The organism is Pseudomonas yangonensis, assembly GCF_009932725.1.
Classification (GTDB): Bacteria; Pseudomonadota; Gammaproteobacteria; order Pseudomonadales; family Pseudomonadaceae; genus Aquipseudomonas; species Aquipseudomonas yangonensis.
On the sequence record NZ_BLJU01000009.1, the window covers coordinates 115,989 to 129,361 of the forward strand.

11 protein-coding genes are annotated in these 13,373 nt (G+C 64.5%); 8 read left to right on the top strand and 3 right to left on the bottom strand.

Features of this window, described 5'->3' with window-relative positions; all coding sequences use genetic code 11:
* Nucleotides 1–13 precede the first annotated feature (13 nt).
* The 5 genes from GYB81_RS13250 to rhlE2 all read left to right on the top strand — a co-directional run bounded on the left by GYB81_RS13250 (nt 14) and on the right by rhlE2 (nt 7,268).
* Nucleotides 14–2,176: a PA5441 family protein gene (locus GYB81_RS13250; protein ID WP_161897858.1), complete on the top strand. Its 2,163-nt coding sequence runs from the start codon at nt 14–16 to the stop codon at nt 2,174–2,176.
* Complete coding sequence (locus tag GYB81_RS13255; protein ID WP_161865789.1) at nt 2,146–2,910, top strand: DUF3142 domain-containing protein; 765 nt, start codon at nt 2,146–2,148, stop codon at nt 2,908–2,910. The genes GYB81_RS13250 and GYB81_RS13255 overlap by 31 nt, the downstream gene beginning before the upstream one ends.
* Nucleotides 2,911–3,008: 98 nt before the next feature.
* Nucleotides 3,009–4,382 carry a nucleotide 5'-monophosphate nucleosidase PpnN gene (ppnN, locus tag GYB81_RS13260; protein WP_161865788.1) on the top strand — a complete coding sequence of 458 codons (1,374 nt, stop codon included), beginning with the start codon at nt 3,009–3,011 and terminating at the stop codon, nt 4,380–4,382.
* 48 nt (nt 4,383–4,430) lie between these two features.
* Nucleotides 4,431–5,189, top strand: a complete 759-nt coding sequence (locus GYB81_RS13265; protein WP_161865787.1) for a substrate-binding periplasmic protein — start codon at nt 4,431–4,433, stop codon at nt 5,187–5,189.
* Nucleotides 5,190–5,378: 189 nt separating this feature from the next.
* A complete protein-coding gene (gene rhlE2 / locus GYB81_RS13270) occupies nt 5,379–7,268 on the top strand; it encodes an RNA helicase RhlE2 (RefSeq protein ID WP_161865786.1) in 1,890 nt (629 codons plus the stop codon).
* Between the two features lie 228 nt (nt 7,269–7,496).
* On the opposite strand, the gene GYB81_RS13275 is transcribed toward rhlE2, so the two are convergent.
* Nucleotides 7,497–8,072 (bottom strand): YceI family protein, encoded by a 576-nt coding sequence (locus tag GYB81_RS13275; RefSeq protein ID WP_161865785.1) that lies wholly within the window; start codon nt 8,070–8,072, stop codon nt 7,497–7,499.
* Nucleotides 8,073–8,134: 62 nt separating this feature from the next.
* Nucleotides 8,135–8,680 carry a cytochrome b gene (locus GYB81_RS13280; protein ID WP_161865784.1) on the bottom strand — a complete coding sequence of 182 codons (546 nt, stop codon included), beginning with the start codon at nt 8,678–8,680 and terminating at the stop codon, nt 8,135–8,137.
* A gap of 248 nt (nt 8,681–8,928) precedes the next feature.
* Between GYB81_RS13280 and GYB81_RS13285 the strand changes: the two genes are divergently transcribed.
* From GYB81_RS13285 to GYB81_RS13295, 3 genes are all read left to right on the top strand, one after another.
* A complete protein-coding gene (locus GYB81_RS13285) occupies nt 8,929–10,335 on the top strand; it encodes an adenosylmethionine--8-amino-7-oxononanoate transaminase (RefSeq protein ID WP_161865783.1) in 1,407 nt (468 codons plus the stop codon).
* Between the two features lie 80 nt (nt 10,336–10,415).
* Entirely contained in the window at nt 10,416–11,135 is a 720-nt protein-coding gene (locus GYB81_RS13290) for a 16S rRNA (uracil(1498)-N(3))-methyltransferase (protein ID WP_161865782.1), read from the top strand.
* A 211-nt stretch (nt 11,136–11,346) separates the two neighbouring features.
* A complete protein-coding gene (locus GYB81_RS13295; RefSeq protein WP_161865781.1) occupies nt 11,347–12,819 on the top strand; it encodes an alanine/glycine:cation symporter family protein in 1,473 nt (490 codons plus the stop codon).
* 78 nt (nt 12,820–12,897) lie between these two features.
* Here GYB81_RS13295 and GYB81_RS13300 read toward each other — a convergent pair whose 3' ends face one another.
* Entirely contained in the window at nt 12,898–13,368 is a 471-nt protein-coding gene (locus GYB81_RS13300; protein WP_161865780.1) for a chemotaxis protein CheW, read from the bottom strand.
* Between the last annotated feature and the right edge of the window lie 5 nt (nt 13,369–13,373).

Below are 13,373 nucleotides of genomic sequence, written 5' to 3' on the forward strand. Positions count from 1 at the left end.
CAAGGATGAGCCAATGACACTCAAGCGCCTCCTTCCCCTCGCCCTGCTCGCCGGGCTGCACGCTGCCACTGCCCTGGCCAGCTCCGACATGACCTGCACACCAAGCTGGAAGCTGATCTCGGACCAGCTCTCGGGGTGCAACAACCTGGCCTTTCTCAGCCCCGGCAACGACAGCCGGGTGAACCTGCAGCTGTTGCTCGACGATGCCGGTCACCTGAAGCTGACGCGCGAACCGCTGGCACTCGACGGTTACGAATACGGCTACGGCCTGGTGCCCTTCAGCCTCGGCATGCTCGACCCGAGCCGCGCTCGTAGCGAGGCGGCCGAGGCAGACGAGCAAGGCGTCGACCCGGATGTGGCGTACCTGACCCAGGCCCTGCAGCGCCTGGGCATCGACAGCGAAGCGGATGCCTTCGCCATACACCGCTTCGCCGAAGGCGAAGGCAATCGCTGCCGCAGCAACGACCTGCAGGCCATGCGCGGCTTCGTCGATGCCCTCAGCGCCACGCCGGACCTGGCCGCGAGCGAAGCGCAGGCGCTGGCTCGTTCGCGGCGCAGCCTGCTGAGCCTGTGCGGCGAGGGCGATCCGCAAGCGCAGGACATCCTGCCGCCGCCGACGCAACTGCAATCCCCCGCTGCCCAGGCCTTCGGCAATTACCTGCGTGGCGCCGACGCCTTCTATCGCGGCGACTTCGAGCAGGCCCGTGAGCGTTTCGCCGAGCTCACGGGCAGTGACCAGCCCTGGCTGCGCGAAACCGCCCAATACCTGCTCGGTCGCGTCGCCCTGAACCAGGCGCAACTGAACGCCTTCGACGAGTACGGGTTCTTCAGCCCGGAGCAGGTGGATAAAACCAGCCTCGAGGCCAGCGCGAAGGCCTTCGAGCAGTATCTGACGCACTATCCGCAGGGCCTCTACAGCGACTCGGCGCGCGGCCTGCAACGCCGCGTGTACTGGCTCGCCGGCGACACCCGGCGTTTTGCCGAGGCCTTTGCCGGGCAATTCGAGCGAGGCGCGCAGCAGGTCGACATGCCCGCACTGATCGAGGAGCTGGACGGCAAGCTGCTGCCCAGCCTCGCCCCGGATGCCATCGAAGACCCGCTGCTGCTGGCCATGGTCGACCTGATCCAGCTGCGCGATCCAGGCAGCAACCGCGAACCGCGCCTCAGCCTCGAACAACTGCAGGCGCAGCAACCGCGCTTCGCCAGCCAGCCCGGCCTGCATGCCTACCTGGTCGCTGCCTGGCATTTCTACCGCGACGGCGATGCCAGGCAGACTCTCGCTGCCCTGCCGGATGCCGGTTCCGGGCCGATGAACGCCCTCGCCTTCAGCCAGGAAACCCTGCGCGGCCTGGCGCTGGAAGCCAAGGGTGAGCAGGCCGCGGCGCTGCAGCACTGGCAGGCGCTGCTGGCACGCAGCCAAGACCCGCTGCAGCGCGCCCAGCTGGAACTCGCCCTGGCCTTGAACCATGAGCGCAGTGGCCAACTGGAAAAGGTGTTCGCCGCCGACTCGCCGATCACCACCGCGCCGATCCGCGAGCGCCTGCTGACCTATGGCGCCGGCCCCGAACTGCTGCGCCAGCAGGCCGGCAACGAGCAGGCTCCGGCAGGCGAGCGCGCAACCGCGCTGTACACCCTGCTCTATCGCGATCTGGATTACGGTCGCTACGCCGATTTTCTCAGCGATTTCGCGCAGTTCCCGTACAAGCCGACACAGCCAGCGCAGCGCCTCGATCCAGGCCTGTTCGCCTGGACCGGCGGCAGCGATGCCGGCTATGCCTGCCCGAGCCTGGTCAGGATCGCCGAACGCCTCGCTGCCAATGCCGAGGACGCCCAGGGCATGCTGTGCCTGGGCGACTTCATCCGCGTCCACGGCCTCGACGATCACTGGCTGAACCGCCCGCCGGCCGCTGGCGAACTGGGCAGCGCACCGAGCCAGTTCCAGGGCGCGTCCTTTTCCCGCCTGGCCGCCTACCAGATGCTGCTGGCTGCCCCCCAGGTCAGCCGCGAGGACAAGGCCTATGCCCTGTTCCGCGCGATCAACTGCTATGCGCCCAGCGGCTACAACAGCTGCGACGGTCAGGACATCAGCAAGGACCAACGCAAGCAGTGGTTCCAGACCCTCAAGCGCAGCTACGCGGACACCCCGTGGGCACAGCGACTCAAGTACTACTGGTAGGCCTGCTTCTGCTGGCAGCGGGCCTGCCGGCACAGGCCGCGCGCGTCGATGCCGCCGAGCACAACGCGTTCTGGCTGTGGGCGGGCGTGACGCCACAGCCGGTGCTGGCCCGAGCCCGTACCCTGTACGTGCTGCAGGGGCAGATCGACGGCCCGCGCCGCGCCGGCGATCCAGCGGCACGCATGCGGGCACAGAACCCCGCCACGCCCAGGCTGTCGAAAGACGTCGAGCTCTGGGTGGTGTATCGCGCGCATACCCTGGACTGGAACGACGAGGTATTCGCCCTGCTGCTGAGCCAATTGCAGCGCTGGCAGCGTTCCGGCAACCGGGTCAGCGGGGTGCAGATCGACTTCGATGCGCAAACGCTGCGCCTGGATCGTTACGCCGCCTTCCTCGAAGAGCTGCGCCAGCGCCTGCCGCGGCAGTATCGCCTGAGCATCACCGGCCTGCTGGACTGGGCCGGCAATGCCGACCCGGCGGCGCTGAACCGCCTCGCCGGGGTTGTCGATGAAGTGGTGATGCAGACCTACCAGGGCCGCCACAGCATCGCCGGTTATCAGCGCTACCTGCCGAGCATCGCGCGCCTGCAGTTGCCGTTTCGCATCGGCCTGATACAAAACGGCGAATGGCAGGCGCCGGATTACCTGCAAAGCAGTCCCTGGTTCCGCGGCTATGTGGTATTTCTGCTGAACCCGAGCGAACCCGCAACCGACACACCGGCGGCCAGACGCTGACCTTCATCAACCGAACACCGCAAAACCCGCTGCGACAACGATTTCGAATTCCCTCCGCGCCGGCTTTCGGCGCGAGCTTGCCACCAGGAACACACTTCATGCTCAAACGCTCCACGATAAACGCTTCCGTCAGCCCCAAGGGCAGCCTGGAAACCCTCTCCCAGCGCGAAGTGCAGCAATTGCGCGAAACCGGCTCGGGCAGCGTCTACCGCCTGTTCCGCCAGTGCGCCCTGGCGATCCTCAACACCGGCTCGCACAGCGACAACGCCAAGACCATCCTCGAGGCCTACCCGGACTTCGAAGTGAAGATTCACCAGCAGGATCGCGGCATCCGCCTGGAACTGATCAACGCACCGGCCGATGCCTTCGTCGACGGCGAGATGATCGCCAGCACCCGCGAGATGCTGTTCAGCGCCCTGCGCGACATCGTCTACACGCAGAGCGAGCTGGAGAACAAACGCATCGATCTGGACAGCTCCGAAGGCATCACCGATTACGTCTTCCACCTGCTGCGCAACGCCCACACCCTGCGCAGCGGCGTCGAGCCGAGGATGGTGGTGTGCTGGGGCGGCCACTCGATCAGCACCGAGGAATACAAGTACACCAAGAAGGTCGGCCACGAGCTGGGCCTGCGCGGCCTGGACATCTGCACCGGCTGCGGCCCGGGCGTGATGAAGGGGCCGATGAAGGGCGCCACCATCAGCCACGCCAAGCAGCGCAACCTCACCGGCCGCTACCTGGGTCTGACCGAGCCGGGCATCATCGCCGCCGAAGCGCCGAACCCGATCGTCAACGAACTGGTGATCCTGCCGGACATCGAGAAGCGCCTGGAGGCCTTCGTTCGCGTCGGCCACGGCATCATCATCTTCCCGGGCGGCGCCGGCACGGCCGAAGAATTCCTCTACCTGCTGGGCATCCTCACCCACCCGGACAACCAGGATCTGCCCTTCCCGGTCATCCTCACCGGGCCGAAGAGCGCCGGCCCTTACTTGCAGCAGTTGCATGACTTCATCGGCGCTACCCTGGGCGAGGCGGCGCAGCAGCGCTACCGCATGATCGTCAACGACCCGGCCGAAGTGGCCCGCGAAATGGCGGTCGGCATCAAGGCCGTGCGCCAGTTCCGCCGCGAGCGCAACGACGCCTTCCACTTCAACTGGCTGCTGAAGATCGACGAGAGCTTCCAGCACCCGTTCGAACCGACCCATGAAGCCATGGCCAGCCTCAACCTGACCCGCGAGCAGCCGCTGCACCACCTGGCCGCCAACCTGCGCCGCGCCTTCTCCGGCATCGTCGCCGGCAACGTCAAGGAGAACGGCATCCGCCTGATCGAGGAACATGGCCCGTACGAGATCCGTGGCGAAACCACTATCATGCGTCCGCTGGATCGCTTGCTGCAGGCGTTCGTCGAGCAGCATCGCATGAAGCTGCCAGGCGGCAGCGCCTACGAGCCTTGCTACCGGGTAGTGGACTGAGCAATAAGCAGGCTTCCGGGGCGCGGGCAAAATCGCTAATCTGGCGCAATGCCATCTATCCAGCGCCAGCTCGTCGCCATTTTGCTGCTAGGCTCCATCGCGTTCTCCGCGCGCGGAGAAACGTTGCGCCTGGTTACGGAAGCCTGGGCGCCGTATGTCTATGAAGAAAATGGCCAGGCGGCCGGCCTCGACTATGAGATCACCCGCGAGGTCCTGCGCCGCCTGGGTATCGAGTTCGACCTGCAGTTCCTGCCCTGGAAGCGCTGCCTGCTGGCACTGGAGCAGGGGCTAGCCGACGGCATTCTGGACATTTTTCATCTGCCAGAACGTGAAGCGAGCATGCGCTTCGTCGAAGAGCCACTGAGCGACGTCGAATTCGTGCTGTTTCACGCGCGCAGTCGCCCCTATCCCTATGAACGCCTGGAAGACCTGCGCGATCTGGTGGTCGGCATCTCGCCCGGGTATTGGTACGCCAATGAAAGCTTCCGTACCTCGACCCTGTTCAGCCGCGAGGAGGCGCCGACCCATGAAGCCAACCTGGGCAAACTGATTCGTCACCGGGTCGACCTGGTGGTCAGCGATCGTCGCGCCGGGCTTTACCTGGGCGCACAACTGGGCCTGCTCGAACAAATCGACTACAACCGCAAGGCCATCGGCCATGACCGCCTGTATCTGGCATTGCGCAAGGACCCGGCGTTCGCGAGTCTGGCCGCCGACTTCGCCCGCGAGTTGCGACGCTTCAAGCGTGAACCGGCCTACGCCGAACTGCAGCGACGTTACACCATCCCCGAGAACCTCAGACCGTGAACCAACCGACGGGCTGGTAGCTGCGCATGCCATAAGCTCTGTTATACTCGGGACTTCCCGCCAGGCTTGCGCCCGGATGCTAGCTCCCAGAAGCCAGCAGTACCGGACGGGATCACGCGCCCCACGCATGATTCAAGCCAGGCAATATCACCCCATAGGGCCACGCCCTCACTACGTACAGGATTGCCCATGTCCTTTGCTTCCCTCGGTCTCTCCGAGGCTCTAGTCCGTGCGATCGAATCCGCCGGCTACACCCAGCCCACTCCGGTGCAACAGCGGGCCATTCCCGCCGTGTTGCAAGGTCGCGATCTCATGGTGGCGGCCCAGACGGGCACGGGCAAGACCGCAGGCTTCGCCCTGCCGATTCTCGAGCGTCTGTTCCCTGCCGGCCACCCGGACCGCGAACAGCGCCACGGCCCGAAACAGCCGCGCGTGCTGGTGCTGACCCCCACCCGCGAACTGGCCGCCCAGGTCCACGACAGCTTCAAGATCTATGCGCGTGACCTGAAATTCGTCAGCGCCTGCATCTTCGGCGGCGTCGGCATGAACCCGCAGGTCCAGGCACTGGCCAAGGGCGTCGACGTACTCGTCGCCTGCCCGGGCCGCCTGCTCGACCTGGCCGGCCAGGGCAGCGTCGATCTGTCCCATGTGGAAATCCTGGTACTGGACGAAGCCGACCGCATGCTCGACATGGGCTTCATCCATGACGTGAAGAAGGTCCTCGCCCGCCTGCCGGCGCAACGCCAGAACCTGCTGTTCTCGGCGACCTTCTCCAAGGACATCACCGACCTGGCCGGCAAGCTGCTGCACAACCCGGAGCGCATCGAGGTCACCCCGCCGAACACCACGGTCGAGCGTATCGAGCAGCGTATATTCCGCCTGGCCGCCAGCCACAAGCGCGCCCTGCTCGCCCACCTGATCACCCAGGGGGCCTGGGAGCAGGTGCTGGTATTCACCCGCACCAAGCATGGCGCCAACCGCCTCGCCGAGTATCTCGAAAAGCATGGCCTGCCGGCTGCCGCGATCCACGGCAACAAGAGCCAGAACGCACGCACCAAGGCCCTGGCCGACTTCAAGGCGAACAAGGTGCGCATCCTCGTCGCCACCGATATCGCTGCTCGCGGTCTGGACATCGATCAACTGCCGCATGTGGTCAACTTCGAACTGCCCAATGTCGAGGAGGACTACGTCCACCGCATCGGCCGTACCGGTCGCGCCGGGCGTAGCGGTGAGGCGATCTCGCTGGTCGCCCCGGACGAAGAGAAGCTGCTGAAAAGCATCGAGCGCATGACCAAGCAGAAGATCCCCGATGGCGATCTGATGGGCTTCGATGCCAGCGCCGTGGAAGCGGAGCGCCCGGAAGTGCGCGAGCCACGCCAACCGCGCAACGCCGGGCAGAAGAAACAGAAAGCCGAAGGTGGCGAAAAGCCCAAGGGCGAGCGCCACGCCAGCGGTCGCAAGGACAAGGGCAAGGACAGCGGCAAGGAACAGAAGGCCAAGCCGCAAGGCCAGAAGCGCCGCGGTCAGAAACCGCGCAACGAAAGCCAGCCCCAGGCCGCCGCAGCGATCCCGCCGCTGCCACCGGATCGCGACCCGGAAGAGTTTCTCGACGATGAAATCGACAACTTCGGTAACCGTGTCGACTACGTCAGCCCCAACCAGAACAAGCAGCAGGGCCGTGGCCGCCGCTCCGGTGGCGCGCCAGCCAACGCTGCGGCGCAGGGTCAGCCTCGGCAGAACGGCAAAGGTCCGCGCAACAACAACGGCGGCAGCAATGGCGCGGGCAAGAGCCGTCGTCAGGGCGGCGGCCAGGCCGGCCAAGGCGGTCAGGGCCGTAACGGTGGCAACCGTGGCCGCGCTCGTCCTGCCCATGATGGTCGCATCACCTCGCTCGACCGTGACGAGCTGCCACGCTCCGATGCGGCCGTACGCAATCCGCGCGAGAAGCAGCCGATCATCATGCACAAGGGCTCGCGCCTGGATCGCTTCCCCACCGCCGAGCAACTCGACGAGCTGAGCAACAGCACCCGTCCGCGTGGCGAGAAGCCGGCACTGCTCACGCGCAACCGCGACGAGTAAGCTGACGCGCAAACGAAAACGCCGCCCGATGGGCGGCGTTTTTGTTTAGGGGGGAGAGACCAGTGGAGAACCACCCCTCTCCCGCCCTACGGGCACCCCGCTCCGCGCCCCTGCCTGATCGCCAGCGATCAGGCGCTCATCGGCGTAGGAGGCGGTGCCTCCAAAAGCACGCCTCTTCGCCCCATAAATGGGAGAGGGTCATCAGATGGCCGCTAGCGGCCGTTTTCTTTACTGACGAATACCTTCGATCGAGATGATCAGCTCGACGGTTTCCGAAGCCGGGCCGAGGTCCATGGCGATGTCGAAATCCTTCAGTTTCAGGGTAGTGGTGCCTTCGAAGCCGGCGCGGTAGCCGCCCCACGGGTCCTTGCCTTCACCGATGAACTTGGCGGCGATGACGACCGGCTTGGTCACGCCATTCAGGGTCAGGTTACCGGTAACGTCGGCAGTGCCTTCACCGGTGGACTTGACCGAAGTGGACTCGAAGGTCGCGGTGTCGTGCTTGCTGGCGTTGAGGAAATCGGCGCTGCGGATGTGCTTGTCACGCTCGGCGTGGTTGGTGTCGACGCTGGCGGTCTTCAGGGTCACGCTGACCTTGCTCGCCTCGGGCTTGTCGGCGTCAAAGCTGAACTTGCCGTCGAAGTCCTTGAAGGTGCCGTACAGCCAGCTGTAGCCCAGATGGCTGATCTTGAAATTGACGAAAGCGTGCTGGCCTTGCTTGTCGATAACGTAGTCGGCTGCCATGGCCTGACCGCCGATCAGAGCGGAGCCCAGAACCAGTGCAGCGAGGGCGTTCTTCAACATGGGGGTGTTCTCCTTGCGAGGTTGTCGATCTAGTCGGGCCTTGGCCCGGGTTATGAAATGCGTCAGCGCCCGAACATCCGCAGCAGAGTGCTGTCGCGGTCGATGAAATGATGTTTGAGTGCGGCCAGCCCATGCACAACGGCGAAGATCACCAGGCCCCAGGCCAGGTACTCATGGACGGCACCCGCGATATCTTCCTGCTGCGCAATACCCGTCAGGGTTGCCGGCACGCTGAACAGCCCGAATACCTCAATGCCACGGCCATCGGCGGTGGAGATCAGATAACCGGAGATCATCACGCCGAACAGCCCGAGGTAGAGCGCGCCATGCCCGAGCTTGGAGGCCAGGCGAGTAAGCGGGCCATGGCTGCTCAGGGCCGCCGGCGCCGGGTTGAGGACACGCCAAAGCACGCGCAGCAGCATGACTGCGAACAGCACAATACCGATGCTCTTGTGCAGGTCGGGCGCACTCTGGCGCCACGGATCGTAATAGCTGAGCCCCACCATCCAGAAGCCAAGGCCGAACAGACCGAATACGGCCAGCGCGACCAGCCAGTGCAGCAGCACGCTGACCAGACCATAACGAGCAGAGGTGTTGCGCCATTGCATGAGGGACTTTCCTGATCCAGATTCCGAGCAAGACTAACGGTAAATATATCGATTTAAAGCGGAAAATTTCGCTATGAAAGATCGATAAAAACGATATCTCATTTCGAGTTTTTTCAGGCCATCCGCTTAGCGCACGCCGCCTGCGCAAAATGCCCCATCAGCGATACGGACAGCGGGTCATGCCGGATCAGCCGTGTATCCCGGACACCTTCTGGTAGGCTGTGGCGCTGGATACTGGGAGATTCTTCATGAGCCTGAACGACCACTGGATGCAACGCGACCTTGACGTGTTGTGGCACCCCTGCACGCAGATGAAGGACCATGAGCGCCTGCCCCTGGTGGCGATCCGCAAGGCCTCCGGTGTCTGGCTGGAAGACTTCGAAGGCAAGCGCTACCTGGACGCAGTCAGCTCTTGGTGGGTGAACGTCTTCGGCCACGCCAACCCGCGCATCAACGCGCGTATCCGCGAGCAGCTGGAGAGCCTGGAGCACGTCATGCTCGCCGGCTTCACCCATCAGCCAGTCATCGAACTGTCCGAGCGCCTGGTGCAGATCACTCCGCCCGGGCTGAACAAGGTGTTCTATGCCGACAACGGCTCGTCGGGCATCGAGGTAGCGCTGAAGATGAGCTTTCACTACTGGCTCAACAACGGCCAGGCCGGCAAGAAACGCTTCGTCACCCTCACCAACAGCTACCACGGCGAAACCGTGGCGGCGATGTCGGTGGGCGACGTGTCGCTGTTCACCGACACCTACAAGGCGCTGCTGCTCGACACCATCAAGGTGCCCAGCCCCGACTGCTACCTGCGCCCCGACGGCGTGAGCTGGGAGGAGCATTCGCGCGTCATGTTCGCCCATATGGAGCAGACGCTGGCCGAGCACCACCATGAGGTTGCCGCGGTGATCGTCGAACCGCTGATCCAGGGCGCCGGCGGCATGCGCATGTACCACCCGATCTACCTCAAGCTGTTGCGCGAGGCCTGCGACCGCTATGGCGTGCACCTGATCCATGACGAAATTGCTGTCGGCTTCGGCCGCACCGGCACCCTGTTCGCCTGCGAGCAGGCCGGCATCACTCCTGACTTTCTGGTGCTGTCCAAGGCGCTGACCGGCGGCTACCTGCCAATGGCCGCGGTGCTGACCACCGACGACGTTTACGGCGCCTTCTATGACGACTACGCGACGCTGCGCGCCTTCCTTCATTCGCACACCTACACCGGTAACCCGCTGGCCTGCGCCGCCGCGCTGGCGACCCTGGATATCTTCCGTGACGACGATGTGATCGAGCGCAACAAGGCCTTGGCGGCACGCATGGCCAGCGCCACTGCGCACCTGGCCGATCACCCGCATGTCGCCGAAGTGCGCCAGACCGGCATGGCCCTGGCCATCGAGATGGTGCAGGACAAAACCGCCAGGACCGCCTACCCCTGGCAGGAACGACGCGGACTGCGTGTGTATCAGCACGCACTGGAACGCGGCGCACTGCTGCGCCCGCTTGGCAGCGTGGTGTACTTCCTGCCGCCCTACGTGATCAGTCCCGAGGAAATCGATTTCCTCGCCGAGGTGGCCAGCGAAGGCATCGATATCGCCACCCGTGAGTCGGTCAGCGTGGCGGTAGATAACAGCCACTACCCGGACCATCGCGACCCGGGCTAAAAGCGGCCACAGGCTTCAGGCTACAGGCCACAGGCGATACACTCCGCCCACCTGTAGCCTGCCGCCTGAAGCCTTTTCCCATGCGCCTATCCCGCTTCTTTATCGATGCCCCGCTGTCCCTCGGCCAGCATGAACTGCCCGAGGCCCAGGCCCACTACATCGGCCGCGTGCTGCGCCATGCGGCGGGCGATGCCGTACAGCTGTTCGACGGCAGCGGCCAGGAATACCTCGGCGAACTGATCGAGGTGGGCAAGAAGAGCGTGCGCGTCGAACTGCGCGAAGCCATCGCCGGGCTGAGCGAATCGCCGCTGCGTATCCATCTGGGCCAGGGCCTGTCGCGCGGCGAGCGCATGGATTGGGCGATTCAGAAAGCCACCGAGCTCGGGGCCAGCGAAATCACCCCGATCGTCTCCGCGCGCTGCGAGGTGCGCCTGAAGGACGAACGCGCCGACAAGCGCATGGCCCATTGGCGTCAGGTGGCGATCAGCGCCTGCGAGCAATGCGGCCGTTCGGTGCTGCCGGTGATCCACGCGCCGCTGGAACTGAACGCCTGGCTGCAGCAGATCGAAGCCGACCTGAAACTGGTATTGCACCCGGTCGCCGAACCCTGGGTCGGCCATGTCCCGCCGCGCTCACTGGCGTTTTTGATCGGCCCCGAAGGCGGTTTGAGCGATGCAGAGGTGGATCAGGCCAGGCAGTCTGGCTTCCATGCCGCCCGCCTTGGACCGCGCGTTTTGCGCACCGAAACGGCTCCAGTGGTCGCTTTGAGTGTCGCTCAGCAGCTCTGGGGAGACCTGTAGGCGAAAAATGTCGCCTTAGCGTAACTAAATGTGACCTCAAGAGATTGCAAGACGGGCAGTCTTTGTCATGCTCTGCGCGCCGCACGCGCGACCCGCTCACCAGCGACCCGCGCGCGGCCGAGGCCGGCGCCCCGCAGCGTCGTTCTCTTCCAATAACAAACAACGGGCCTCGGCACCGCCCAAAAGGCGGCCGCATGCCCAGGAGCATTGCATGAACGAACTGGTCTCGACCCTAAACGGTCTGGTCTGGAGCCCGGCGCTGATCTATCTATGTCTCGGCGTTGGTCTCTACTTCTCCCTGCGCGGCCGCTTCCTCCAGGTTCGCCACTTCAAAGAAATGATTCGCCTGATGTTCACCGGCAAGACCGACGAGCATGGCATCACCTCCTTCCAGGCTCTGACCATGACCCTCGCCGGTCGTGTCGGTACCGGCAACATCGCCGGTGTGGCCACCGCGATCACCTTCGGTGGTCCGGGTGCCGTGTTCTGGATGTGGATGGTCGCCTTCCTCGGCGCCAGCTCGGCGTTCGTCGAGTCGACCCTCGGTCAGGTGTACAAGGAAAAGCTCAACGGTGAGTACCGCGGCGGCCCGGCCTTCTACATCGAGCGCGGCCTGGGTCTGAAATGGTACGCCTGGCTGTTCGCCATCGTCACCGTATTCGCCTGCGGCCTGCTGCTGCCGGGCGTACAGGCCAATTCCATCGCCTCCAGCGTCAACACCGCATTCGGCATCGACCCGAACGTCACCGCCGCCGTGCTGGCCGTGCTGATCGGCCTGATCATCTTCGGTGGCGTCAAGCGTATCGCCCACTTCACTCAGGTGGTCGTACCGTTCATGGCGCTGGGCTACATCCTGGTAGCGCTGGTGATCATCCTGCTGAACATCACTCAGCTGCCGGAAGTCGTGATGCTGATCGTCAAGAGCGCCTTCGGCCTTGAGGCCGGCTTCGGCGCCATCGTCGGCCTGGCCATCCAGTGGGGCGTCAAGCGCGGCGTGTACTCCAACGAAGCCGGTCAGGGTACCGGTCCGCACGCCTCGTCCGCCGCCGCCGTCAGCCACCCGGCCAAGCAGGGCCTGGTTCAGGGCTTCTCGGTCTACATCGACACCCTGTTCGTCTGCTCCGCCACCGCCTTCATGCTGCTGATCACCGGTCAGTACAACGTCCAGGCACCCGATGGCAGCGCGATGTTCACCGGTATCGCCGGCGTCGCCGCAGGCCCGGGTTACGTACAGACTGCGATGGAAAACATGATGCCCGGCTTCGGCAATGCCTTCGTCGCCATCGCCCTGTTCTTCTTCGCCTTCACCACCATCCTCGCGTACTACTACATCGCCGAGACCAACATTGCCTACATCAACCGCAAGGTGAAGCGCCCCATCCTCACCCTGCTGCTGAAGTTCGGCATCATCGCGGCTACAGTCTACGGCACCGTGCACACCGCAACCTTCGCCTGGGATCTGGGCGACCTGGGTGTGGGCCTGATGGCCTGGCTGAACATCATCGCCATCCTGCTGATGCACAAGGTTGCCTACAAGTGCCTGAAGGACTACGAGCAGCAGTTGGACGAGGGCAAGGATCCGGTGTTCAATCCGGAGAAACTCGGCATCACCAATGCCGATTACTGGACCTCGGAAGAAAACCTGACTGCGAACAAGACCGAAGCGCAGCAACCGCAGCGCTGATAGCCTGACAGCAGTAGCGAAAAAGCCCCGGCAATGCCGGGGCTTTTTCATGGGCGCTCGCCTGAGCGCAGGATTACGTCAGATCAGGCCGGCATCGGCGAGCAGTTGCTCCAGTGCCGCCAGATCCGGAATACGCACAACATCGTCACCGACGCGTGCGGCGCCCAGCTCCAGCGGCGCCAGTTCGACATCGGCCGCCGGCAGGTCACTGCCGACTTTCAGCGAACGCGGAATACCCTGCACCAACAGAGCGATGAACTTGACCTTGGGCCGACCACCCAGGGCGTTGATCACCGCCACGCGGGCACCGCTGGCGACCTGCGCCTGGCCACCGCTGGCAGCCTCGAAGGACAGTAGCGGCAAACGCAGATCGCGCCAGGCAATCTGGCCGAGAAACCAGTCGGGTGTGCCCTCGCTGACTTGCGGGGCACGATAGGGAATCAGTTCCGCCACCGCCACGTTGGGCAGCAGCAGGGTGCGGTCGGCCAGAGGCACCAGCAGGCCGGTTAGACCGGCGGCGGTGTTCTGGGTGGCGACGGCTTGGCTCATTGAAA

Bases quoted from the DNA above. Each gene is read 5' to 3' on its own strand.
- GYB81_RS13250 (WP_161897858.1), top strand. From the start codon at position 14: ATGACACTCAAGCGCCTCCTTCCCCTCGCCCTGCTCGCCGGGCTGCAC.
- ppnN (WP_161865788.1), top strand. From the start codon at position 3,009: ATGCTCAAACGCTCCACGATAAACGCTTCCGTCAGCCCCAAGGGCAGC.
- GYB81_RS13265 (WP_161865787.1), top strand. From the start codon at position 4,431: ATGCCATCTATCCAGCGCCAGCTCGTCGCCATTTTGCTGCTAGGCTCC.
- rhlE2 (WP_161865786.1), top strand. From the start codon at position 5,379: ATGTCCTTTGCTTCCCTCGGTCTCTCCGAGGCTCTAGTCCGTGCGATC.
- GYB81_RS13275 (WP_161865785.1), bottom strand. From the start codon at position 8,072: ATGTTGAAGAACGCCCTCGCTGCACTGGTTCTGGGCTCCGCTCTGATC.
- GYB81_RS13280 (WP_161865784.1), bottom strand. From the start codon at position 8,680: ATGCAATGGCGCAACACCTCTGCTCGTTATGGTCTGGTCAGCGTGCTG.
- GYB81_RS13285 (WP_161865783.1), top strand. From the start codon at position 8,929: ATGAGCCTGAACGACCACTGGATGCAACGCGACCTTGACGTGTTGTGG.
- GYB81_RS13290 (WP_161865782.1), top strand. From the start codon at position 10,416: ATGCGCCTATCCCGCTTCTTTATCGATGCCCCGCTGTCCCTCGGCCAG.
- GYB81_RS13295 (WP_161865781.1), top strand. From the start codon at position 11,347: ATGAACGAACTGGTCTCGACCCTAAACGGTCTGGTCTGGAGCCCGGCG.
- GYB81_RS13300 (WP_161865780.1), bottom strand. From the start codon at position 13,368: ATGAGCCAAGCCGTCGCCACCCAGAACACCGCCGCCGGTCTAACCGGC.